Origin of the sequence: Achromobacter sp. UBA5777, assembly GCF_002418565.1 — a bacterium.
Classification (GTDB): domain Bacteria; phylum Pseudomonadota; class Gammaproteobacteria; order Burkholderiales; family Burkholderiaceae_B; genus Achromobacter; species Achromobacter animicus.
Genome location: NZ_DIEJ01000044.1, coordinates 1 through 23493, shown reverse-complemented (window position 1 = coordinate 23493; position 23493 = coordinate 1). Strand labels below are relative to the sequence as shown.

Annotated in this window: 24 protein-coding genes; 14 read left to right on the top strand and 10 right to left on the bottom strand. The window is 67.0% G+C overall.

The annotated features are described in order from the left end of the window. From B3446_RS03010 to B3446_RS03000, 3 genes are all read left to right on the top strand, one after another. On the top strand, nucleotides 1–656 hold a 656-nt coding region (locus B3446_RS03010), incomplete at its 5' end, for an ABC transporter ATP-binding protein (protein ID WP_291377267.1). 23 nt (nucleotides 657–679) lie between these two features. Continuing rightward, nucleotides 680–1870 (top strand): ABC transporter substrate-binding protein, encoded by a 1191-nt coding sequence (locus tag B3446_RS03005; protein ID WP_175183628.1) that lies wholly within the window; start codon nucleotides 680–682, stop codon nucleotides 1868–1870. Continuing rightward, nucleotides 1867–2706, top strand: a complete 840-nt coding sequence (locus B3446_RS03000) for an ABC transporter permease (protein WP_409558286.1) — start codon at nucleotides 1867–1869, stop codon at nucleotides 2704–2706. The genes B3446_RS03005 and B3446_RS03000 overlap by 4 nt, the downstream gene beginning before the upstream one ends. A gap of 31 nt (nucleotides 2707–2737) precedes the next feature. Here B3446_RS03000 and B3446_RS02995 read toward each other — a convergent pair whose 3' ends face one another. Beyond that, on the bottom strand, nucleotides 2738–3199 hold the full coding sequence (locus B3446_RS02995) for a surface-adhesin E family protein (protein WP_175121317.1): 462 nt from the start codon (nucleotides 3197–3199) through the stop codon (nucleotides 2738–2740). A gap of 150 nt (nucleotides 3200–3349) precedes the next feature. Between B3446_RS02995 and B3446_RS02990 the strand changes: the two genes are divergently transcribed. Beyond that, on the top strand, nucleotides 3350–4768 hold the full coding sequence (locus B3446_RS02990; protein ID WP_291377266.1) for a hypothetical protein: 1419 nt from the start codon (nucleotides 3350–3352) through the stop codon (nucleotides 4766–4768). Nucleotides 4769–4856: 88 nt separating this feature from the next. Here the strand turns inward: B3446_RS02990 and B3446_RS02985 are convergent, their stop codons facing one another. Continuing rightward, a complete protein-coding gene (locus B3446_RS02985; protein ID WP_291377265.1) occupies nucleotides 4857–5546 on the bottom strand; it encodes a GntR family transcriptional regulator in 690 nt (229 codons plus the stop codon). Nucleotides 5547–5683: 137 nt separating this feature from the next. Between B3446_RS02985 and araD the strand changes: the two genes are divergently transcribed. From araD to B3446_RS02960, 5 genes are all read left to right on the top strand, one after another. Next, nucleotides 5684–7417, top strand: a complete 1734-nt coding sequence (gene araD / locus B3446_RS02980; RefSeq protein ID WP_191577453.1) for an L-arabinonate dehydratase — start codon at nucleotides 5684–5686, stop codon at nucleotides 7415–7417. A gap of 52 nt (nucleotides 7418–7469) precedes the next feature. Then, nucleotides 7470–8180 (top strand): ribonuclease activity regulator RraA, encoded by a 711-nt coding sequence (locus tag B3446_RS02975; protein ID WP_291377269.1) that lies wholly within the window; start codon nucleotides 7470–7472, stop codon nucleotides 8178–8180. 62 nt (nucleotides 8181–8242) lie between these two features. Continuing rightward, nucleotides 8243–9232: a Bug family tripartite tricarboxylate transporter substrate binding protein gene (locus B3446_RS02970; protein WP_291377264.1), complete on the top strand. Its 990-nt coding sequence runs from the start codon at nucleotides 8243–8245 to the stop codon at nucleotides 9230–9232. A gap of 180 nt (nucleotides 9233–9412) precedes the next feature. After that, a complete protein-coding gene (locus B3446_RS02965) occupies nucleotides 9413–9943 on the top strand; it encodes an HAD family hydrolase (protein WP_291377263.1) in 531 nt (176 codons plus the stop codon). Nucleotides 9944–9986: 43 nt separating this feature from the next. Further along, nucleotides 9987–10799: a class I SAM-dependent methyltransferase gene (locus B3446_RS02960; protein WP_291377262.1), complete on the top strand. Its 813-nt coding sequence runs from the start codon at nucleotides 9987–9989 to the stop codon at nucleotides 10797–10799. 16 nt (nucleotides 10800–10815) lie between these two features. Here the strand turns inward: B3446_RS02960 and B3446_RS02955 are convergent, their stop codons facing one another. Both B3446_RS02955 and B3446_RS02950 read right to left on the bottom strand, forming a co-directional pair. After that, nucleotides 10816–11427 (bottom strand): TetR/AcrR family transcriptional regulator, encoded by a 612-nt coding sequence (locus B3446_RS02955; protein WP_291377261.1) that lies wholly within the window; start codon nucleotides 11425–11427, stop codon nucleotides 10816–10818. Nucleotides 11428–11450: 23 nt separating this feature from the next. Next, a complete protein-coding gene (locus B3446_RS02950; protein WP_291377260.1) occupies nucleotides 11451–12059 on the bottom strand; it encodes an NAD(P)H-dependent oxidoreductase in 609 nt (202 codons plus the stop codon). A gap of 182 nt (nucleotides 12060–12241) precedes the next feature. Between B3446_RS02950 and B3446_RS02945 the strand changes: the two genes are divergently transcribed. Beyond that, complete coding sequence (locus tag B3446_RS02945; RefSeq protein ID WP_291377259.1) at nucleotides 12242–13195, top strand: cation diffusion facilitator family transporter; 954 nt, start codon at nucleotides 12242–12244, stop codon at nucleotides 13193–13195. Between the two features lie 33 nt (nucleotides 13196–13228). Here B3446_RS02945 and B3446_RS02940 read toward each other — a convergent pair whose 3' ends face one another. From B3446_RS02940 to B3446_RS02930, 3 genes are read right to left on the bottom strand one after another with little or no spacing between them, the layout of a single operon-like run. Next, complete coding sequence (locus B3446_RS02940) at nucleotides 13229–13570, bottom strand: hypothetical protein (RefSeq protein WP_191577446.1); 342 nt, start codon at nucleotides 13568–13570, stop codon at nucleotides 13229–13231. Nucleotides 13571–13573: 3 nt separating this feature from the next. Further along, a complete protein-coding gene (locus tag B3446_RS02935) occupies nucleotides 13574–16108 on the bottom strand; it encodes a cbb3-type cytochrome c oxidase subunit I (RefSeq protein WP_291377258.1) in 2535 nt (844 codons plus the stop codon). Continuing rightward, nucleotides 16105–17067 carry a cytochrome c oxidase subunit II gene (locus tag B3446_RS02930; protein WP_291377257.1) on the bottom strand — a complete coding sequence of 321 codons (963 nt, stop codon included), beginning with the start codon at nucleotides 17065–17067 and terminating at the stop codon, nucleotides 16105–16107. Before B3446_RS02930 ends, B3446_RS02935 begins: the two co-directional genes overlap by 4 nt. Before the next feature lie 172 nt (nucleotides 17068–17239). Between B3446_RS02930 and B3446_RS02925 the strand changes: the two genes are divergently transcribed. The 4 genes from B3446_RS02925 (at nucleotide 17240) to B3446_RS02910 (ending at nucleotide 19049) form a co-directional block, all read left to right on the top strand. Next, entirely contained in the window at nucleotides 17240–17665 is a 426-nt protein-coding gene (locus B3446_RS02925; protein WP_224776845.1) for a c-type cytochrome, read from the top strand. Continuing rightward, nucleotides 17662–18510 (top strand): c-type cytochrome, encoded by an 849-nt coding sequence (locus B3446_RS02920; protein ID WP_291377256.1) that lies wholly within the window; start codon nucleotides 17662–17664, stop codon nucleotides 18508–18510. The genes B3446_RS02925 and B3446_RS02920 overlap by 4 nt, the downstream gene beginning before the upstream one ends. Before the next feature lie 84 nt (nucleotides 18511–18594). Next, the gene (locus B3446_RS02915) at nucleotides 18595–18855 is read left to right on the top strand and encodes a hypothetical protein (RefSeq protein ID WP_191577442.1); all 261 of its coding nucleotides are present in this window, start codon (nucleotides 18595–18597) and stop codon (nucleotides 18853–18855) included. Continuing rightward, complete coding sequence (locus tag B3446_RS02910) at nucleotides 18852–19049, top strand: hypothetical protein (protein WP_291377255.1); 198 nt, start codon at nucleotides 18852–18854, stop codon at nucleotides 19047–19049. The genes B3446_RS02915 and B3446_RS02910 overlap by 4 nt, the downstream gene beginning before the upstream one ends. A 13-nt stretch (nucleotides 19050–19062) precedes the next feature. Here B3446_RS02910 and B3446_RS02905 read toward each other — a convergent pair whose 3' ends face one another. From B3446_RS02905 to B3446_RS02895, 3 genes are read right to left on the bottom strand one after another with little or no spacing between them, the layout of a single operon-like run. Further along, a complete protein-coding gene (locus B3446_RS02905) occupies nucleotides 19063–19539 on the bottom strand; it encodes a hypothetical protein (RefSeq protein WP_291377254.1) in 477 nt (158 codons plus the stop codon). Next, entirely contained in the window at nucleotides 19536–21050 is a 1515-nt protein-coding gene (locus B3446_RS02900) for a PepSY-associated TM helix domain-containing protein (RefSeq protein ID WP_291377253.1), read from the bottom strand. The genes B3446_RS02905 and B3446_RS02900 overlap by 4 nt, the downstream gene beginning before the upstream one ends. A 13-nt stretch (nucleotides 21051–21063) precedes the next feature. Further along, nucleotides 21064–23175: a TonB-dependent receptor gene (locus B3446_RS02895; RefSeq protein ID WP_409558287.1), complete on the bottom strand. Its 2112-nt coding sequence runs from the start codon at nucleotides 23173–23175 to the stop codon at nucleotides 21064–21066. Nucleotides 23176–23493: the final 318 nt, after the last annotated feature.

Genomic DNA, 23493 nt, shown 5'->3' with positions numbered 1-23493 from the left:
GCAAATCCAGCCTGCTGCGCGTCCTGGCCGGCCTGCAGCCCGCCACCGCCGGGACGCTGCTGATGGAAGGCGCGCCGCTCACCGGTGTGCACCCGCGCGTGGCGGTGGCGTTTCAGGATCCGAGCCTCTTGCCCTGGCTGTCGCTGGAACGCAATGTCGCTTTCGGACTGGATTTCAAGCATCAGCCGGTGCTGACAGATGCGCAGCGCCGCGCGCGCGTGGCGCAGGCCATCGACGAAGTGGGACTGGCGCATGCGCGGCATCTGCGTCCGGCGCAATTGTCGGGCGGCATGGCGCAGCGCACGGCGCTGGCGCGATGCCTGGCGCGCCAGCCGTCGGTGCTGCTGCTGGACGAACCCTTTGGCGCACTGGACGAGGTCACGCGCGGCGACATGCAGGAACTGCTGCGCAAGGTGGTCGCCGACTTCCAGACCGCGGCCGTCCTGATCACGCACGACATCGACGAAGCGCTGCTGCTGGCCGACCGCATCGTGCTGCTGGGCGGCACGCCCGGGCGCATCCTGGGCGTGTGGCAGGTGGACCTGCCCCAGCCGCGCGCCGATCTGTTGCCGGAAATGGGCGCGCTGCGCCTGGAGATCCTGACTCGCCTGCGCGCTGCGCTGCGAACCTCGCGCGGCGCTGCCGTGCCCGCCTGACCCACCTCGCTAGGAGCTTTCTGATGTGCCTTGAACACATGTCGCGTCGCGACTGGTTGAAACTCTCGGCCCTGCTGACCGCCGGCGGCGCCGCATCTTTGCTGTCGGCCTTCAATGCCCGGGCGCAATCCGAGCCCGACGCGCCCGTGCGCATCGGCTACCTGCCCATCACCGACGCCGCGCCGCTGCTTGTGGCGCACAACAATGGCTTGTTCGACAAGGCGGGCGTCAAGGCCGAAAAGCCCGTGCTGCTGCGCAGTTGGGCGCAGGTGATCGAAGCCTTCATCTCGGGTCAGGTGAACGTGGTGCATCTGCTGTCGCCGATGACGGTGTGGGCGCGCTTTGGCAGCAAGGTGCCCGCGAAGGTGGTGGCCTGGAATCACGTCGGTGGATCGGGGCTGACCGTGGCGCCCGCCGTCAACAGCGTGAAGGAACTGGGCGGCAAGACGGTGGCAATCCCGTTCTGGTATTCCATCCACAACGTCATGCTGCAGTACCTGCTGCGTGAAAACGGCCTGACGCCGGTGGCGCGCAAGGACGGCGCGCCGGCCGCCAACGAAGTGAACCTCGTCGTCATGGCGCCCGCGGACATGCCGCCCGCTTTGGCGCAGCAGCGCATTGCGGGCTACATCGTGGCCGAGCCGTTCAACGCAGCCGCCGAGACCCTGGGCGTGGGCAAGGTGCTGCGCTTCACCGGCGACATCTGGCGCAACCATGCGTGCTGCGTCGTCTTCATGCACGAGCGGGACCTCACGCAGCGGCCGGAATGGTCGCAGAAGGTGGTGGATGCCATCGTGCAGGCGCAGCTCTGGATCCGCGACAACCGTGCCGAAACGGCGCGGCTGCTGTCCAAGGAGGGCATCAACCGCTACACCCCGCACACGCTGCCGGCGTTGTCCAAGGTGCTGGCGCCGCCGCCCGAGGACCGCGAGCAGTACCTGGCCAGCGGCGCGATCCGGCATGCCGATTGGGACGAACGCCGCATCGACTTCCAGCCGTATCCGTTTCCCAGCTACACCGAGGAACTGGTGCGGCGGCTGCGCGACACGCTGATCGAGGCGGACCGCGGATTTCTGGCTGACCTGGATCCGGCGCGTGCGGCGGCCGAACTGGTAGACGATCGCTATGTCCGGCGGGCAATCGAATCGGCCGGTGGCCTGACGCGTTTCGGCTTTCCCGACGCTTACAGCCGAACCGAGCTGGTGCAGGCGTGACGGGGCGCGAGTCCGTGGCGCAGGCGCCGCCCGAGGTGCAGCGGCAGGCGGCGGTGCCTTCCCGTCGCACGAGGGCGGCTGGCCTGGGCCTGGGCGCGCGCTATGCGCTCGGCCTGGGCGGGTTGGCGCTCCTGTTGACGCTGTGGTGGCTGGGCACGGAAGTCCTGGCGCCGGCGGGCGGCATGGCCCGGCGCTTCGCGCCCGGACCCACCTTCGTCAGCCTGGGCGAATTGCTGTCGGGCTCGGACCTGCCGCACCACATCCTGGTCAGCCTGCGGCGCATCGCGGTGGGCTTGGGGCTGGCCTTGGCGATCGGCGTGCCGCTGGGTCTGGCGATCGGCAGCTGGCGACGGCTGGAGGCGGCCGCGTCGCCCGCCATGCAATTCCTGCGCATGATCTCGCCGCTGTCGTGGATGCCGATCGCGGTCATGGTGTTTGGCGTTGGGGACGATCCCGTCTACTTCCTGCTGGCGTTCGCGGCGGTCTGGCCGATCGTGCTGAACACGGCTGCCGGCGTGCAGCAGCTTGATCCGCGCTGGCTGCAATTGGCGCAGAGCGTGGCAGCGACCCGCTGGGAGACGCTGCGCAGCGTCATCCTGCCTGGCGTGATGGGTCACATCCTGACCGGCGTGCGGCTGGCGATCGGCATCCTGTGGATTGTGCTGGTCCCGTGCGAGATGCTGGGCGTGTCGGCCGGCATGGGGTACTTCATCCTGGACACCCGCGACCGGCTGGCGTATTCGGAACTGATGGCGATGGTGCTGATGATCGGCATGCTGGGGTTCCTGCTGGACGCCGGCGCCCGGGCGTTGTACCGCTACTGGCGCGGGCAGTAGCGCCCCGGGGTGGCTACCCGTTTGCGACCCGCTACTTGCGTGCGCTTTTGCCGTTTGCCGCGCACACCAGGTCCCGCAGCCGCCGCTGCACCGGGTCGCGCGTGACGGGCGCGTTGCGGATGCCCGCCACCGGAATGGATTCCACGATCGCCCCGGTGGCGTCGTTGCCCGCGTGGTGCAGAACCTGGGTGACGGTATAGGTGTCGGCGGCGCAGTTCAGCGTCACCGGCTGGGTCACCGAGCCGTAGGATTGGCCATTGGCCTCGGAGATTCGCGGCTGCGCGTAGAACCAGGCCACCGTCACCGCGCGAACCGTTGGGCTTTCGGACACGGTGCGGATGGAGTTGCTGTCGTAGAACACGCCCGGCATCGTCTGCGGGTCGACCGGCACCCAGGCCGGATCGTTGGCGGCGGCGCCATGCGCCATCGGGCCGCCGCTCGCCCCGACAAACAGGGCCAGGGCGAGGAGGGCAGAAGGAGGCCTTGCGGTCATGGGCGATTCCGTGGTGTCGGGGCAGGGGCGCGCGTCCGGTAAGACGTGAGCATGCGTTACGCCAGTATAGAGAACCGGGCGCAACGCGCTATAGTTCCGTCCGTTCGATAAATGTGGCTGGCGGCGTGGGGGGCTGGCATTATGCCCGGCATGCCTGGACCCAAGACCATCAGACTCGTGGCCGCTGGCCTGGCGGTCATCACCGCCGCCGTGCTGGCGCGCGGCATCTACCAGATCATCCCGATGGGCGATCCGCTGCCGCGCAGCGAGGTCGTGGGTGAACTCAACGGCCCGGCGCTGGCGTCGTACTCGCGCGTGGCCATCCAGCGTTACGGCGAACGCCAATTGCTGACCGGCCAGCTTCTGGTCACCGCCAAGGACATTGACGGCCTGGCGCAGGCGCCCGTGCTGGACACGCAGATCCCGGCGTTGAAAGACAGGCTGCAAAAGCAGCGGATCCAGCTCGCCCAGACCGGCGCCATCACCGCCATGGCGCATGGCCACGGCGATCTGGCCTTGACCATGCTGCAGACCGGCCGGTCCACCACCGATACGCGCAACCTGATCTACGGAGGACGGGGCACTGGCGTATTCGAGCTACTGGGCTCCATCAGCGGCGATACCGGCGTAACCTTGATCGGTGCGCCCGGCGGCGAGCCGCTGTATCTGATCACCAGCACCCTGCGCAGTCCGGGCGAAGGCGACCAGCCCGCAGCCTGGGATGCGCTGCGTTCCGACGACCTGGGCGTGACGTGGACCTACGATCCCGACGTGACGCTGGGCGTGCCGCAATTGCACACGGCCTTTCTCACCGACCGGCTGGCCATTGCCCTGGAAAACCACGAGACGGGCGTGCGCCTGCTGCATAGCTGCGACGGCGCCAAGCGCTGGTCGGCGACGCGGCTGAAAGAGCAGGTGTGGCCGGATTCGGCCGCGTTCGAACGCAAGTTCGCCGAGTTGGCGGAGCGGGATCGCAAGGCGTACGGCACGGAGCAATTGGGCTATGGCTGGTCGCTCTACCCGCTGGACGACACGCGCGCGGTGGGTTGGAGCTGGCGCACCCGCGTGCGGCCGGAAGGCCGGGACGCGCCTGAATTGATCGAGACGCGCCGCTTCGAAGTGCAATTCCAGGAAGGCGCGTCGCCCGCGTTCCGCATTACGCCGGACGTTGCCAGGGTGCCCGCCCAGGACGCCCATGCGCTGCTGACGCGCGATCAACCCGTCTTCGAAACCGAAGGCGACACCATCTACCAACTGGACAAGACCGGGATGTCCTGGGTGAAGCGATCACGCTCGCCGGACGTGCGCGGCGCGGCGTCGTGGATCGGGCAGGCGTGGTTCGGGCGCAATGCGTGGGTCATCAAGACCTACGCCGAACAGCTGTTCTCGGGCAACGAATACACGAAGACCTATTTCTACAGCCGCGACAAGGGCAGGTCGTGGCGGCCATTCCAGTTGTCGCACGAGCAGGAGCGCGGGCTGCTGGGCCTAGACCAGACCGGCGACGCCTTGCTGTCGCTTGCGGAACGCAACGGCAAGACCGTCATTCAGCGGTACCCGCTGGATTGAGTCCGAGATAGCGGCACGCCGCCGCGTTCGCTAGCAGGCGTCCGCCAATCGGCCGTTGGTTCATCCTTCAGCCGCAGCGCGCCCTCGGCTAATCGGTCACCACATATTCCGGATAACGCTTGCAGATTTCAGCCACCTGGCTGAGCGTGCCCGACAGGTGCTCGCGCAGCACCTGTTGCGCCCGGGCAGGATCCTGCGCGGCGATGGCGTCCACCAGCCGCTGATGATCGTCCAGGATGCGTTCCGCCTTGCCGGCTTCCGGCAGATGCAACCGCCGCAGCCGATCCAGGTGGCCGCTGTAGCGCTGCGCCATTTCCCACAGGCTGGCTACGCCGGCGGCTTCGTGCATGTCGCGGTGAAACGCCTGGTCCGCGTTGATGAATTGCTGGTATTCGCCGGTGGCGTGGGCGGCGCGCTGCAGGTCGATGGAGGCCTGCAGGCGCTGGAGCAGCATCGGGTCAGGCCTCTGCGCGAGCACATGGACGATTTCCAGTTCCAGCGAGCGCCGCAGGAAATGCGCCTGCCGGGCGGCCGCGATGTCGACGCGGCTGACCACCGTGGTGTGCTGCGGGTAGATTTCGACCAGGGCTTCCTCGGCCAGCCGCATGAGCGCATCGCGGATGGGCGTCTGGCTCAGACCGTAGCATTCGGCCAGGGTGACGCGCGATAGCGGTGCGCCAGGTACGAGTTCGAGCGAAATGATCTGGCGCCGCAGGTGTTCGAAAACCTGGGGGGCCGCGTGGCGGGAGCGATCCAGTCTGAGCTTCTGGCTTTGCATCGAGTAAACATGTCGAGGTTCCGCGCAGGAATGGGCGGATGGCGAATGCCGCAGTGTAGCGGGTTTTCACCTAGCTGACGCACTAATGTATTAGTGTTTAAATGCTTTGACTCTTACTCCGCATCCCTCGTATCCCCATGAAACGCACCTACGAAAGCTTGCGCAGCGCTGCCTGGATGGCCAAGGACGATCTGCGATCCTTCGGCCACCGTTCCCGCATGATGCAGATGGGCTACGGCCCCGACGATTGGGCCGGTCGCCCCGTCATTGCCATCATCAACACCTGGTCCGACCTGAACCCCTGTCACAGCCATTTCAAGCAGCGCGTCGAAGACGTGAAGCGCGGTGTGTTCCAGGCGGGCGGTTTTCCGGTGGAGCTGCCCGCAATCTCCGTGTCGGAGTCCTTCGTCAAGCCGACCACCATGCTCTACCGCAACTTCCTGGCCATGGAGACCGAGGAGCTGTTGCGCAGCCACCCGGTGGACGGGGCCGTCCTGATGGGCGGCTGCGACAAGACCACGCCCGGACTCATCATGGGCGCCATCAGCGCCGGCCTGCCGTGCGTCTACGTGCCCGCCGGCCCCATGCTGCGCGGAAACTGGAAGGGCAAGATCCTGGGCTCCGGGTCAGACGCCTGGAAGCTCTGGGACGAACGCCGCGCCGGCAAGATCACGCAGGAACAGTGGACGGAAGTAGAGGGCGGCATCGCCCGCAGCTACGGCACCTGCATGACGATGGGCACCGCCAGCACCATGACCGCCATCGCCGAGGCCATTGGCATGACGCTGCCCGGCGCCTCGTCCATTCCGGCGGCTGACGTCAACCATATGCGCATGTCGGCGGAGTGCGGCCGGCGCGTGGTCGAGATGGTCTGGGATGACCTGACGCCGCAGCGCATCCTGAGCGTCGCATCCTTCAAGAACGCCATCAACGTCGCCATGGCGATGGGCTGTTCCACCAACGCCATCATCCACCTGGTCGCCATGTCGCGCCGGGCGGGCTGCGCCGTGGGCCTGGACGACTTCGACGCAGCCAGCCGCAAGGTGCCCGTCATCGCCAACATCCGGCCCAGCGGCGACACCTATCTGATGGAAGACTTCTACTACGCGGGCGGCCTGCCGGCGCTGATGTCGCGGTTGCAGAACGACCACCTGGACCTGTCGGCCATGACGGTTACCGGCAAGACGCTGGGCGAGAACATTGCGGGTGCCGAGGTCTACAACGACGACGTGATCCGCAAGCTGGACGAGGCGATCTACGACGAAGGTGCGTTGGCCGTGCTGCGCGGCAACATCGCGCCCGACGGCTGCGTCATCAAGCCCAGCGCGTGCGCCCCGCAATACCTGCGGCACACCGGCCCCGCGCTGGTCTTTGACGACTATCCCAGCATGAAGGCCGCCGTCGAGGACGAGAACCTGGACGTCACCGCCGACCACATCATGATCCTGCGCAACGCGGGTCCGCAGGGCGGTCCGGGCATGCCGGAGTGGGGCATGCTGCCGATCCCCACCAAGCTGGTCAAGCAGGGCGTGCGCGACATGCTGCGCCTGTCGGATGCGCGCATGAGCGGCACGAGCTATGGCGCCTGCATCCTGCACGTCGCGCCCGAAAGCTATATCGGCGGCCCGCTGGCGCTGGTCAAGACCGGCGACACGATCACCGTGGACGTGCCCGCCCGCACCATCAACCTGAACATCAGCGACGAGGAACTGGCCGCGCGCCGCGCCGCCTGGACGCCGCCGCCCAAGCGCTACGAGCGTGGTTACGGCTGGATGTATTCCAAGCACATCCTGCAGGCCAACGACGGCTGCGACCTCGATTTCCTGGAAACGGAGTTCGGCGCGCCCGTGCCCGAGCCCGCCATCTTCTGATTCCCGTCATTTCTGAACATCCGATCAAATACCCGGAGCCATCGTGTCCCAAATGAATCCCGAAACCCGCGCCCGGCTGGCCGGTGTCAGCACCGCCACCCTGTGCACGGCCCTGTTCAAACGTGGCCTGCGCAACCAGTTCATCCAGGACGTGCGCCCGTTGAACGCCAACCTGCCCAACATGGTCGGCCCGGCCTTCACGCTGCGCTACATCCCCGCGCGCGAAGACCTGAACACGATCAAGGTGTTCGAAGACCGTGCGCATCCGCAGCGCGCCGCGGTTGAGACCTGCCCGGAAGGCGCGGTCTTCGTCATCGACAGCCGCAAGGACGCGCGCGCCGCGTCCGCAGGCTCCATTCTGGTCACCCGCCTGATGAAGCGCGGCGTGGCGGGCGTGGTCACCGACGGGGGCTTCCGCGATTCGCCGGAAATTGCCGAGATGGGCTATCCCGCCTATCACCAGCGTCCGTCCGCACCCACCAACCTGACGTTGCATCAGGCGCTGGACATCAATGCGCCCATCGGGTGCGGCGACGTGGCCGTGTGGCCGGGCGACATCGTCGTGGGCGACCGGGAAGGCGTGGTGGTGATTCCGGCGCACCTGGCCGACGAGATCGCCCTGGAAGCCGTCGAGATGACCGCCTTCGAGGACTTCGTGACCAGCCAGGTGCAAGGCGGCGCGTCCATCCTGGGCCTGTACCCGCCCACCGATCCGGGCACGAAGGACAAATTCGCCGCCTGGCGCAAAGAACAGGGCCGCTGAGCCTTGCCGCCGGCGCTGCCGGCACCCCACACATACCTATAAAACAAGGCAGGAGACAACTCATGAACACGCAACGACGTGGCGCGCTTGCCGCGCTTCTGGCCGGCGCGGTCTTCGGGACGCTGGCGTTGCCCGCCAGCGCCGCCGACTGGCCCACGCAAAAGCCGATTTCCTATGTGGTGCCGTTCACCGTGGGCGGTTCGACCGACGTGGTGGGCCGCGTTCTGGCCCAGAAGCTGGGCGACCGCCTGAAACAGAACGTCGTCGTGGAAAACAAGCCGGGCGCCGCCGGCGGCATCGGCGCCACCTACGTCGCCAAGGCGCCGCCCGACGGCTACACCCTGTTCGGCGGCACGATCAGCACCCATGCCATCAACGCCAGCCTGTACAAGAACCTGAAGTACGACCCGGTTAAAGACTTCGAACCGGTGTCGCTGATTGCCTTCCTGCCCAACGTGCTGCTGGTGGACCCGAATCTGGGCGTGAACTCGGTGGCCGACCTGATCGCGCTGCTCAAGCGCGATCCCACCAAGCGCACGTTCGCGTCTTCGGGGGCCGGCACCTCGACGCACCTGGCCGGTGAGCTGTTCGCCGGCATGATCGGCGTGCCGCTCACGCACGTGCCGTACAAGGGCACGCCGCCCGCCATGGTGGACGTGTCGTCCGGCGCGGTGACGTTCATGTTCGACCAGATGACCGCGGCGCTGCCGCTGCTGCAGACCGGCAAGCTCAAGCTGCTGGCCGTCACCACCAAGGACCGCATCGCGCTCGCGCCGGAGGTCCCGACCATGCAGGAAGCCGGCGTGCCGGGCTTCCAGATGGCCTCCTGGCAGGCGGTGTACGCGCCCAAGGGCACGCCCAAGCCCATCCTGGACAAGCTTGCAGCCGAAATCGCCCTGATCCTGAAGGAGCCCGACGTGCAGGAGAAGCTGGGCAAGACCATGGGCATGGAACTGGTCGGCAGCACGCCGGATGAGCTGCGGGATCTGATGGCTACCGAGATTCCGCGCTGGGGGGAAGTCGTGAAGAAATCGGGCGCGTCGGTCGAGTAAAACGACGCTCGCTGAAGGCGCGCCGCGGATCAGGCGGCGTGCCTTCAGCACCTGAATCGCCCGTGCGGGCGTCGGTTGGCGTGGGCGAGGGATACGCCGCTAGTGTGGGCGGGGCCGCTCAGCGCTAAGCTATGTATTTGGGTCAGGTCGACCGCCAGACCCGAAGCGGAGCTGCCGCTCATGACCGATCTCCTCGCCCTGGAAGGGGCCACCATCGCTTTCGATCTCGACGGAACGCTGGTCGAGTCTGCCCCCGACCTGATCGGATCGGTGAATGCCGTGTTGATCGCGCACGGCTATCGGCCCTTGCCCTATGAGCGGGGCCGGCCGTTTGTCAGCCGAGGCGCCCGGTGGCTGTTGGAATTCGGCCTGCGAAGCGCTGGCGAGCCCGAACCGGCGGCGCGCGCGGCCGCGTTGTTTGGCGGCTTCATCGCCTACTACAGTGACCATATCGCGGATGAGACTAGGCCGTTCCCCGGGGCAATCGAGGCCTTGAAAACGCTCCGCTCGGCGGGCGCCACGTTGGTCGTGTGCACCAACAAGCCCACCGGCCTGTCTCGCAGCCTTTTAACCAAGCTGCACATGGCAGGTTTGTTCGACGGCGTGGTAGGCATCGACGCGGTGACTGCGGCCAAGCCCAATCCTGCACACTTGATCGAGGCCGTGCAGGCCGTGGGCGGCAATCTTGCTCGCACAATCGACTCTCCATAGGCCGGCGCGCTGATGGCTGCCGGCGTGTTCAAGGAGTAGCACCATGACCGATATCGACAAGGCATTTACTGGTTCGATTCCGAAGCTGTACGACACCCTGATGGTCCCCATGATCTTCGCGCCCTACGCGACAGGTATGGCGGTGCGAGTCGCAGGCTTTTCGCCGCACGCGGTGCTGGAGACGGCGGCGGGCAGCGGCGCGGTCACACGGGAGCTGGCGCCGCGCCTGGGCGCCGCGACGCGCTATGTGGCGACTGACCTCAATCAACCCATGCTCGATTACGCAGCCGCCCGCCAGGCGGAGGGCAGTCATGTCGAATGGCGGCAGGCGGATGCCATGCATCTGCCGTTCGAAGACGAAACCTTTGACGTCGTGTGCTGCCAGTTTGGCGCGATGTTTTTTCCTGACCGAATAGGCGCCTATGCCGAGGCGCGCCGGGTGCTGCAGCCCGGCGGGCGCTTTGTCTTCAGCGTGTGGGACAGCGTTGAAGAGAATGAATTCGCTGCCGTTGTCGCACAGGCGGTCGCTGAAATGTTTCCGGAGAACCCACCGGTCTTTATCGCTCGCACGCCTCATGGTTACTACGACAAGGCACGGATCCAGGATGACCTGCGCGGGGCGGGCTTTGACGACGTGGAGATCGAGACGCATGAGGAAGTCAGCCGTGCGCCATCCGCCCAGGAAGCGGCAACCGCCTACTGCCAGGGCACGCCCCTGCGCAACGAAATTGAAGCGCGCGACGCGAGCCTGCTGCTGACCGCCACGGAGAGGGCGGCGCAGGCCCTGGCCGACCGCTATGGCGCCGGAGCGATCACAGGAAAGATCCAGGCGCATGTGGTCACCGCAACAAAATAATAGGGCAGGCCAAACCTTATTTGTCCGGGGGGCGGGCGTGTTTCACCATGTCCACAATGATCCGGAACAACTCGTCCCGCGCGGCTTGCTGCGTGATCTCGCTTGCGACCGCCGCCTGCGAGAGCGCGTCGGCCGCGCCCAGCATGCCCCACAGACTGGCCAAGGAAACGCCCGGGGAGCCGGCGAACGGCGCCAGGATGTCCTGGCATTTCCTGATGAACGCGTGCTGATATTGCGTCTTTACCGCGGCCAGTTCCGGTGAGCCATTCAACGCAGCCAGCACGCCGGGGATTTCGCGCCCCTGCGCCGACACGCATTCCACGTACCGGGTCGCGATCACGTCTGCCTTGTCTTGCAGCGTGGATTTGCTGGCGGCGATGGCATCGTCGATGATCGCGGTCTGGCGTTGGTCGAAATCTTGATATAGCGCCGCCAGCAGCCCGTTTCGGGTGCCGAAGTGGTCATAGACGACCGGCTTGGACACGCCGGCCTGCTCAGCAAGCCGGCCCAGCGTCAGCGCGTCCGTGCCTTCATCGCGGATCAGCGCCCAAGACACGTCTATGAGCTGGCGTTGCCGCGCGTCCTTGGACATACGGCGGCGGGGAGAGGGGACGGATGGGGACGTCATCAAGGGTCTCTTCGAGGTCAAACTCACGGCTGCGGGGCAAAGATCCGCTGGCCGATGGCCTGCGCGGCGGTCAGGTGCGCTTCGGGGTATCCAGCGTCGGACGCCACCAGCAGATCGGATGTTGCCACGCGCGCGCCGCAGTAGCCGAAGATACCGTGATCAATTTGCGTCTTCATCGCGCCGAAATAGCCGTGCCGGGCATAGGTGCGCATATCGGCGCCGCCGCTGGCGACCAGATGCACCTGCAGCCGCTGCAGGCGTTTGACGACCTTGCCGTCGGGAGGGGCGTCGTAGGCCCAGCCATTGGTGAAGACGCGGTCGATCCAGCCCTTCATCAAGGCGGGAAACGACCACCAATGGACGGGATACACCAGCACCAGCGCATCGGCGCGATCCAGGCGCGCGTGTTCGGCAGTCACGTCCGCGGGCGGGTTGGAACGGGTCAGGTGCAGGTCCACGTCAGCCTGGGTGAAGCGCGGGTCGAAGCCTTCAGCGGCCAGATCCGCCACCTCGAAAGAATGCGGCGGCCCCGACTGCGGGCCTGCCTGCGCAACCCCTTTCGCGACGTGCTTGGCGATGGCGTGCGTCAGGGACGCCGGGTCGGGATGAGCAACAACGATGAGCGCATGCATGGCGAATTCCTTTGATCGGAAGATTTAACCTACCAAACGTAGCCTACGAATCGTATCCTACGTTTGGTAGGTAACGCCAGAAGAATCTTCCGCCTCCCATGGGTTCCGTCGAACCCAGCCATGCACCGCCCGCAGATCTATACGGTTATCGTGTCGCCAGATCAGTCCCCCACGGAGGAAGCATGACCTCACGAACGGCATTGTTCGACCTGCGCTCGGAGCAGGGCGTGTTGCGGATATCCATCGCGGTCACACTGTGCATCGCCGCCATCGGTATCGGCTTTGGCTTGGCCTCGGGATCGTTTTCCATCGTCTTCGATGGTGTCTATTCGCTGGTAGACGCCAGCATGAGCGCGCTGTCGCTGGTGGTCGTGCGGCTCATCACGTCTTACGCCACGTCCCGGCAACTGCCGCGCAAGCTGCGAGAGCGCTTCACGATGGGGTTCTGGCATCTGGAACCCATGGTGCTCGCCCTGAACGGCATATTGCTCAGCGGTGTGGCGATCTATGCGCTTATCAACGCGATCAGCAGTCTGCTCAAAGGCGGGCGCGATCTGGAGTTTGGCCTGGCGCTCATTTACGCCGTGCTTACGCTGACCGCCTGCGTGGCAATCGCGCTGGCCGAGGCGCGCGCCAACCGGCGGATCCGGTCGGCATTCCTGCATATGGACCTGAAGGGCTGGATCATGTCGGCCAGCATCACGGCCGCGCTGCTGGTGGCGTTCTGCATCGGGTTTGGCGTGCAGGGCACCCGCTGGGAATGGATTTCGCCCTACATCGACCCGGCCGTGCTGGCCGTGGTGTGCGCGGTGATCATCCCCTTGCCGTTGTCGGTCATCCGCCAGGCGTTGTCCGAGATGCTGCTGGTCACGCCGGCCGACCTGAAACAGCACGTGGACTCGGTGGCGCAGGCCTTTGTGCAGCGCCATGGCTTCGCGTCGTACCGCGCGTACGTCGCAAAGGTTGGCCGGTCGCAGGAAATCGAGTTGTATTTCATCGTGCCGGCCGACACGCCGGCGCGGGGCATCGAGGCGTGGGATGGGCTGCGTGATGAGATTGGGGAGGCGCTTGGCGCGGACAGCCCCGATCGCTGGCTGACGGTGGTCTTCACGGGTGACCCGGAGTGGGCGGAATAGCACCAGCGCTGCAGCGGGCGGCCGTGCATTGTTTCAAAGACACGCCGCCATCAGGAATACCGGCAGCGTTTCCCAGACGACGGCCACGGCCGACAGCCCGCACAGCGCGGCGCAAAGCCAGGCATGAAATGGCGGCGCATGCTGCGCCCGCACCCGCGCACGCTGGCGCCACGCGGCCAGCGCCATTCCGGCCAATGCCGCCGCGCCACCGGCCACGATGATCCACGACGACACCGGCAGTCCAAGCCACAGGCCGGTCAGCGCCGACCGCGCGCAGGCCAGCGCGTTGACGACGTAGATGAACAGAAAGTGCACCAGCCAGATCAGCGGGCCGGCGATGAGGTACAGCAGTTCGACCGAGAAGCGCGTCTTCATGCCTTACCCCGTCAGCCGCGGAAAGGCGTGCAGCAGCGCCAGCGCGATCAGCCCCTGCGCCACGGTGTAGAACAACATCGCCCGGGTGGTGTCGAACGCCGCGCGGCGCTTGGGGCTAAGCCGTCCGGCGAGCGACCGCGCCATCGTAAAGATGGCCGTCACGGCCGAGATCCCGCCGAAGAGCGCCTGCAGGCCCGCGACGGCGTAAGTCGCTGCCGTGTAGGCAGAGGTCTGGGGGCGGAGCCCCGCCTGCCATTGCGCGGTCAGGTCCAGCGCGGGTGCTGCCGTCAGCAACAGCGCCGCGCCTGCGACGCACCAACGCAGCGCGGCTTGCCGGTCCTGCGTCATCAACCGTCCGGCGGCCGCTGCAAGGGCGCCGGACGCCAACAACATGACGGTCGACAGCATTGGCCACCCCGCCGAGGGCAGCGCGCGGGGGGCGGGCCAGGCCTGCGGATTCGTGGTCCATAGGAACAGATAGCTGAACAGCAACGAGCCAAAGATGCTGGCGCAGACGATCAGCAGCAGCACCATCGCCCACGACGCATGCGAGGCGCTGCCCGAACACATCATGGGCAGCCGCAGGCCGCCGCCAATCTCCACCGGCGGGTAATCCGGACCGGTGTCCGCGTCCCACAGCCAGCGCCACAGCGAGACGACGGCCAGCACACCAAACGCTGCCGCCAGCGGCATCAGCTTGAAGGTCAGCAGCAGGAAGAATCCCGCAGTGCCCACGGCGGCCAGCAGCGGCGACCACGCGGGGCCCGGCAGCGGCAGCACGTAGTCGGGCCGGGCGTCCAGCGCGCTGGTCACCAGCGTGGTGCGCAGGCCAGCCGGCGAATTGGGCAGGTAGTGCTGGCCATCGGTGACCTGCCGCGCGAGGCCGGGCTGATCCCACAACGGCTCGCGGCTGGTGACCGTAGGCACGCTGCGCAGCCCGTAGCTGCCGCTGGGCAGCCACTCCAGCGTGCCGGCGTCCCAGACGTTGCCCGCATTGTTGTCGATCGTCGGCCGGAAGTTGCGCGCCAGGTCGATCAGGAAGACGAGCACCCCGGCGGCGATCAGGTAGGCGCCCACGGTCGACAGCAGGTTCAGCGGTCCCAGGCCCTGGCTCTCGGCGTAGGTGTAGACGCGGCGCGGCATGCCGGCCAGCCCCGTGAAGTGCATCGGAAAGAACGCGACGTTAAAGCCCACGAACATCAGCCAGAAGGCCCAGCGGCCCAGCCGCTCTGACAACCGCCGCGCGCTGATGAAGGGCGTCCAGTAGTAGAACGCCGCGAATAGCGGGAACACCATCCCGCCGAACAGCACGTAATGCAGGTGCGCAACGACGAAGTAGGTGTCGTGCGCCTGCAGGTCGAACGGAATCACGGCCACCATCACACCCGTCAGCCCGCCGATCACGAACACGAAGAAGAATCCCAGGATGAATAGCGTCGGCGTCTTGAGCGGGCGCAGCCGGACGGCGGCGGCAAGGGTGGCGATCCAGGCGAATATCTGGATGGCGGTCGGGACCGATACCGCCATGCTCGCGGCCGATGCAAAGCTGAGCGACAGCTGGGGAATGCCGGTGGCGAACATGTGGTGCACCCACAGCCCGAAGCTCAGAAATCCCGTGGACACGACCGCCAGCACCACCAGGCGATAGCCGACAAGCGGTGTGCCGGTCATCGCGGGAATCATCATCGACACCATGCCGGCGGCGGGCAGGAAGATGATGTAGACCTCCGGGTGGCCGAAGAACCAGAACAGGTGCTGCCACAGCAACGGATCGCCGCCGCGCTGCGCAATGAAGAACGGCATGTCGAAGGCGCGCTCCAGCTCCAGCAGGGCGGTCGCCACGATGACCGCCGGAAACGCGATGATCACCATGCCGCAGAACACCAGCATTACCCAGGCGAACACGGGGATCTTGTCGAGCGTCATGCCGGGCGCGCGCGTGCGCAGGATGCCGATGGCCAACTCGATGGCGCCGGCAATTGCCGAAATCTCGATGAAGCCGATGCCCAGCAGCCACAGGTCCGCGTTCACTGCGGGCGAGTACTGGGTGCTGGTCAGCGGCGGATACATGAACCAGCCGCCGTCGGGCGCCAACCCCACGAAGATGCTGCAGAAGAACACCAGCCCGCCGATCGCGTAAGCCCAGTAGGCATAGGCCGACAGCCGTGGAAACGGCAGGTCGCGCGCGCCCAGCATGTTGGGGAGCAGCAGCACGGCCACGGCTTCGACGGCCGGCACCGCGAACAGAAACATCATCACCGTGCCGTGCATGGTGAAGAGCTGGTTATAGAGTTCGTGGCCGATCAGGTTGCTGTCCGGCGCAGCCAGCTGCGTGCGCATCATCAGCCCCAGGACGCCGGCCAGGATAAAGAACAGCAGCGCGGTGGCGATGTACAGCAGGCCGATGGACGTGTTGTTCACGACCGTGAGTGCGCGCCATCCCGTGGGACGCTTCCAGGCGCGTTCAAGCTGCTCGAGTTCGCCTTCGGGCCGCGGCAGCGCGTTGGGAAGCTCGGTCGGGGATGTCTGGCGCGTCACTTCAGGCCTTCCAGGTAACGGGCCACGGCGCGCAAGTCCTCGCCCGGCCATCGGTCAAAGGACGGCATGCCATTGCCGGGCTTGATCTGCTGGCTGCCGGCGATCCACCCGCCCATCGCGCCCACGTTGTTCGGCAATATGCCCGCCGCAAGGGACGGGCGGCTGCCCACATGGGTGAGGTCCGGTCCCAGCGTGCCGCGCGCCTCAGTTCCGCGCACCGTGTGGCATTGCGCACAGGCCTGATTGAATAGCTCGGCCGCCGGTTTGAGCGCGGCGTCGGGCGCGAATGCCGGCTGGCGTTGCGCCTGCACCCAGGCGTCGAAGGCCTCGGCGTCCACCGCCTGCACGTCGAACAGCATCTGCGCGTGTTGCGCGCCGCAGTACTCGGCGCAATGGCCGCGAAACCTGCCCGGGGTCCGTGCCAGCGCGCGCATCCGGTTCACGCGGCCGGGGATCATGTCGAGTTTGCCGCCCAGTTCGGGAATCCAGAAGCTGTGGATCACGTTGTCGGACTTGAGCAGGAACTGCACCGGCTTGCCCGTGGGGATGCGGATCTCGTTGGCAGTCTCGAAGATCACGCCGCCGGACGCATCCAGATAGCGCACGCGCCACCACCACAGTTCGCCGGTGACTTCGATGCGCGCGGCAAACGATGCAGCGTCCCGGGCCGCCGATGGCGAAGGCGCCAGCACGTAGATCAGCAGGGCGGTCAACGCCACGATGGGAAACGCGATGCCCGCGCCCACGATGAGCCCGGGCCGGGAAAGCCGGCGGCGCACCGTCACCGGGCCGAACATCGCGAGCGCCAGCAGTGCGGCCACTACGACGAAGATCGCCGCCGCACCCACGTAAAGGACCCAGCCGATCTCGGCGATGCGCGCGGCGTCCTCGCCGCTGGGTTGAGCCGATGCGGCAAAGGGCAATGCGGCGGCGAGCGCGATAAGAAGGATATTCGCCATGTTCTTGTAGTGGATGACCCGGCGCGCGTGGGCCGACGAGGCCAACGGGCCGCCGGCCCGCGAGAGGCCACGTCAGCATCTTTCGTGCCCGCGAGCGCGACCCGAATCGCAGGCACAGGAGTTGCTGGCACGTCGAGGTTCTGCGCCAGACAGCGCGATTCAGGAGACGGCAGTGCGCCGGTTAGCCCGACCCAACCGCCTGGTACCGGCCCTGGCCGCGATGTTGCTGCTGGGCGCGTGTCAGGAAGACAAGCCGCCACTCTTTCCCGCGGACGCGGCGGGCGGATTGCGCGAACGGGCTGATCCCGACCGGGGACGCCGGCTGATTGCCGAGCACGGCTGCACCGCGTGTCACACCGTGCCTGGCGTCAGCGGTCCGGCGTCGCGCGTCGGACCGCCGCTGGGCAATATGGCGCGGCAGGCGTACGTTGCCGGCCTGCTGCCCAACACCCCTGAAAATCTGGTGCGCTGGCTGATGGACCCGCCTGCCGTGAACCCCCGGACGGCCATGCCCGACATGGGCCTGCAACAGGCCGAGGCCGAGGATATCGCCGCCTATCTGATGCGGCGCGCGGACCGCAAAGCGGGGGCGCCATGAAGCGCTGGAAGCGCACTGCCGCGCTCACGCTCGTTGCCGGTGCCGCCACCGCCGGCGCGCTTGGCGGCGCCGCGGTGTATTTCGGCATGTATGACGTGACCGCCACGTCGCCGCATACCACGCCGGTGCACCACCTGCTGGATGTCGCGTTGACGCGGGCCGTGAAGATGCGGTCAGCGGAGATCACGCCGCCTGAATTGGACACCGCCGAACGCATTCAGAATGGTTCGCTTCTGTACCGCGCCCACTGCGCCCAGTGCCACGGCGGGCCGGGGGTGGCGCCGCAGCCCTACGCGCTGGGGCTGAACCCGGCACCCGCCGCGCTCGTGGCCACCGCACGCACGCGTACGGCGGCTGAAATCTTCTGGGTCACGCGACAGGGCATCAAGATGACCGGCATGCCGGCGTGGCAGTATCGGCTGACCGACGACGAGATCTGGGACGTGGTGGCGTTTCTGCGCGTGTTGCCGGGCCTGTCCGCCGACGACTATCGGCGTGGCGGTGAGGGACAACCGGCGGAAAAGGCCCAGGCAAACGCCCAGCCAGCGGCCCGTGTGGGAGACGCACGAGCCGGGCGCGATGCGCTGCAGCAATATCTTTGCGTGACGTGCCATGCGATCCCGGGCGTGCCTGGCGCGTGGAACTACGTGGGCCCGGCGCTGGGTCAGATGGGCGAGCGGCCGTACATCGCGGGCGTCTTGCCCAATACGCCCGCCAACATGGAGCGATGGCTGCGCAACCCGCCTGCTGTCAAACCGGGCACGGCCATGCCTGACCTGGGCGTCAGCGAGCAGGACGCAAAAGATATCGCCGCGTTCCTGCGCACGTTAGCCGAGGGGCCGTGAAGCGTTTGCCCTCGACATAGGGCAACGCGTGCAGGAACGGCACTTGCTCGCCTGCCAATCACCTTGATGCACCGGAGCTTTTCCATGACGCAACCGAAATCCAACAACGCCCGAGAATCCATTCCTGGCCAGCCCGACGTCAATAAAGGCGCGTTGCGCCCGTCCGGTCATGCCACGACGACCGAGCGCGTGCCCGACGTTGACCACCCGCCGCGCGCGCGCAGCCATGACCAGCCGGGCTTCGATAAAGCCGTGGCGCAGGAAGAAGCCGAGGCGCGAAGCGGCACGCTGCCTGGCAGCAACGACACGCGCCCCGCGCCGGACCGCGACGAGGAAGAAAAATGATCGTTGAGGTCTTTCAACGCGCGGACGGCCACTGGGGCTTTCGCGGCATCGCCTTGCTGGGCGTCCAGGAGGATCCCGGTTCGTATCCGACGCGTGACGAGGCGGCCGCGGCTGCCCGCGTCGCTTATCCGGGCGAGACGGTCTCCGAGGTCGACGGGTCGATGGACACGCCGCCGCAACCGCACTCGGACTGACGCAATCGCCGCGTCAATACCGCCCGGCGGGCAGCACCGCTTGCAGGTACGCGCCGGGATCTGGCTGTTCGGTAAGCATGTGCCGCACCCAGGCATCGCGTTCATGCGCGATCACGGCCAATTCCCACACGCACGCCAGCGCTGGTGCGGTGACTGGCGTGAACATGTCCGGTTGCGCCAACGGCGCGGACAGCATGCGCTGGCACACGATGCCGCCGGAGATCCACCAGTCCACCAGCAGCCACACGGCTTCATCGCCCACGTGCGCTATGCAGTAGCCCAAGCCATGGCCGCGAGGGTCACCGCCGTGTACGTTCAGCACGTCGCGCACGGCGGCGCGTACCGATGCTGTGACCGCGTCCTTCAGGATCGGACCCGCCAGCTCCGAATCCCGATGAATGCCGTAAGCCTTGATCGAATGGCCGGCCTCGCACCACACGCCGAGCGGGGCGATGCGACGGGGGGCATAGGGTTCGGGAGTGAGCGTCATCTCGTGCCTTGTGGTTGGGGATGGCGCGATTCTACCGGCGTGCCGCGCGACCAGCCCAGCCGCCGCGTGCCCAGCACGATGCCCGTGGCGGACACGGCCAGGCCGCCCAGGCTCAGCAGGATAAGCGCCAGGTCCCGGCCCACACCGGCATTGAGCAGCGCCGGCGTGTCCCAGCTATGCAAGAAGTAGAAGAGCCAGCGACCGACCCGCTGCGCGCGGGACAGGCTCAGCGCTACCTCGCCCGTGCGCAGGTCAACGTAGACGCGGTCGCCAGCCGGGGTGTCGAAATCCAGCCGCAGAACTGGCAAGCCACGCGGCGCGCCGCCGTTCATCGCTTCGGCATGGCGCGCGTAGTAATAGGCATCGTAATGATCGAGCAAGGTCGCCCGAACGGCCGCGCCGGGAAACAGCGCGCGCGCGGCGTCAAGGACTGCCTCGGGCTGCCACGAGGTTTGCACGGTCATTGCGCCATCCACCCGGTGAACGATGCGGCTACCGGCCGTCGCGTCGCGCGCCACCACGTACGGCTGGCCTGACATCCGCCGCCATTCGAGCTGAACCGGTTCAAAGCCCGTGGCGTGTAGCGCCTGCAGCACCGGCTGCGGATCCGCAATCGGCGCGGCGAGTTGCGCGCCCGCCATGGCTTGCCGGTCAGGGCCGGGATCGGCGCCGGCGAACAGCCCGCCCGGATTCATGGACATCAGCCCGCTGAAGATCCACGTGCAGACAAACGCGCTGAAGGCGAGGCCGATGATGTGGTGCCAGCGCATCCAGGCCTCGCGATACGGCGTGCGCGCGCCCGTTTTGTAGCGTCCACGAAAGCGCCAGCGCCACACGCCGACGACCGTGCCGCTGATCGCCAGCACGGTGCAGACGGCCGATAGCGCGATCACCATCCAGCTCCAGACCGGATCGACGGAGCGGTCGCGCACCATGTACAGCCAGTGCAGCCACGCGCCGACGTAGTTCCAGCGCTGTTGCACGATCGGCGCGTCCAGCACGACTTCGCCCGTTGCCGACGAAACATACAGCGTGCCCGCCGCGTCTCCTTCCATGCGCACCTTGTGCAGGGGGCGATGGCGGTCCAGCCCGCGCGAATGCGTCCAGCGGTCCTCGTCGATCAGGCCCGCGTGACGGGCCGTACCCGAGGGCCAGAACGCGCGGGCCGCGGCCACGGCCATGTCCGCGGTCACCACGTCGTCAGGCCGGCCGGTGCGCGCGGACCACGCGCGCGGGCCGTCCGGGGTTGGGATGATGTAGGTGGGTTCGCCGCGCACCGACGTCAGGACGGCAAGCGCGTCGCCGGGCTGCGCTGCGTCTAACGGAAGATACGCATCGGCGGCCAGCACAGGCAGGCTGGCAAACCGCTCTTCGGGCGTCAGCTTCGGGTAGCCGACATACAGCATGACGATGCCGCTGAGAAACCACACCAGCATCAGCAGGCAGCCGCCGACCCCCAGCCAGCGATGGGCCAGGTAGGTCAGCCTGCGCAGGCGCGCCTTGGCGTCCATGTTCGCGCCCGCCTCAGAAGCGGTGGTTCAACGTCAGCTCGAACCGGCGGCTCGGCCCATACATCCATTGCGTGTTGGTGTAGTAGGCCGTCGTAAAGTACGCGCGGTCAAAGATGTTGAAGCCCCGGGCCGTGATGGCGGTGTCCTTGTTCACGTCCCAGCGCAGCGCCAGGTCGGTCGTGGTGTAGGACGGCAGTTCGATGGTATTGGCGCTGTCCGCATAGCGCTTGCCCACGTAGCGCATCCCGCCCATCGCAGTCCAGCCCGGCTGGAAGTTCCAGCTCAGCCACAGGTTCGCCAGGCGTTGCGGCACGTTGGGCGGGACATTGCCCGCGCGCGACACGGCCGCGCCGCCCACCGATTCGGAAAAATCGTCGTACTTGGCCCGCAGCACGGTGGCATTGGCGTCGATTGTCCAGCCGGGCGCAACCGCCAGCGACAGCGACGTTTCCAGGCCGCGCGACGATTGTTCGCCCACCTGCACCCGCAGGCTCGGGTCGTCGGCATCGCGCGACAGCAGATTGGTCTTGCGGATTTCGTACGCCGCCAGCGTCCACTCGCCGCGTCCGTCCATGAAGTTCTGCTTCAGGCCGACCTCGATCTGCTTGCCGCGCGACAGGTCGAACGACGCGTTGGACGGGCTGATCATCAACAGCCCGCTGACCGGATCGGCGGCCTCGGCATACTGCGCGTAGAGGGCCAGATCGGGCGTCACGTCGTACACGGTGCCGATGCGCCAGCCCACGTCGGAAAACGTCTTGGACAAGGCGCGCTGATCGGTGACCAGATCGTCGCGCGTGACCTTCGCGTGGTCGTATCGCAGGCCGCCGATGATCGACCACTTGCTGGTCAGCGCGAGGCGGTCTTCCATGAACAGGGCAAACTGGTCCGCCTTGTTGCGGTAACGCGGAATGAACGGCACGTCGCTCTGGTATTGGCCGTGATCCGGGTCATACGGATCCACCGGCCCCGAACTCCCCGTGTACGTGTTGTTGATGTGCTTGAACGTGGCGTGGTTGACGTCGAAGCCCACCGATACCGTGTTGTCCAGGCCGGCCAGCGTGCCCTTGAAGACGGCGCTCGTGGTCAGGCCGGTCTGGGTCTGGTCATGCGTGATCTGCGTGTTGTCGGATCGGTCGATCAGGCTGGTCGAGGGGTTGTACACATAGCGCTCGGCGTTGCGCCAGTCGCGGTCGCTCTGCACGTGATAGAGGCGCGCACGCACGGTGGTGGCGTCGTTCGGCGTCCAGACGGTGTCCAGCTGTGTCCACTGGTCGCGAAAGCGCATGAAGCTGTCGGCGACGTTGTAGTTCTGCTTGCGCACGGCGTCGTCCTGCTCGCCGTTGATCATCGGGGTGCCGAAGTACCGCATCGGGCGCTGGTAGCCATAGGCGTAACTCAACGTCATGTTCAGGTCCGGCGTGGGGTCCCAGCGCAACGCGCCCGAAAACGTCGCGTCGCCCGACTGCCCGCGGTCGACATAACCGTCCGTGTAGTTGCCGCTGACATCCAGGCGATACGACAAGGTATCGCTCAGCGCGCCGCCGCTGCCCAGTCCCAGCCGCGCCGTATCCTGCGTGCCGATCGTGGCTTGCACTTCGTTCTGGATCGGCCCGCGGGTGGGACGCTTGGGAATCACATTGACGACGCCGCCGATCGCGCCGTCGCCATAGATGACGGACGCGGGTCCGCGCAGCACCTCGATGCGCTCGACCGACCATGTGTCGAACGGAAACGTCAGGCCGACGCCGCCATACTGGCGCAGTCCGTCGTACAAGCGCATGACCGACGTGCTGTCGGTAAAGCCGCGCACCGACAGGGCGCTATTGCCGTTGCCGGGGTGGGGCGCGGCCGAGAAACCGGGCGCGCGGGTGATGGCTTCGATCACGCTGGCGTCGCCGCGGGACTCGATCTGTTCCCGCGAAATGATGTCGACGCTGGCGGGCGTCTGCATGGGCGTGAGGCCCAGGTTGGAGCCGGTGGATGCCTCGGTAGTCAGCGCCGTCTCGGATCCGCCGACCACGGTGATGGGGGCGAGGGTGGCGGGAGCGGTTTGGGCGGCGGCGTTGAACGCGGCCAGGATCAGCGTCGTGCCAAGGCACGCGTGCGTACGAACGATGGTCAAGATGACCCCTCTTCTTTTGTCTTCGACTGAATCTGCCGCCGGCCTGAAGGCCGGTCGGCAAAGCGCGGGCGAAGAGGGGATGACCGTGCAGGGGGCGCCGTTGCGCTGGCGCCATGAAGCTGGTTTACGGGGTACCCGCTCTTCGCTGCCGTGCGCGGCGTGAGGCGCGCGCGCGGCGGATCAGGAAGACAGGGAAGGCGGGGCGCGTGACCCGAGCGGCGGCCCAAGGGCAGGCAGCGGCGGCGTGGCGCGGTAGACGGGAATCTCGGGCGCGGCGTAGGCGGCGCGCGCCGACAACACGGGTGCAAGCCCGGTGTC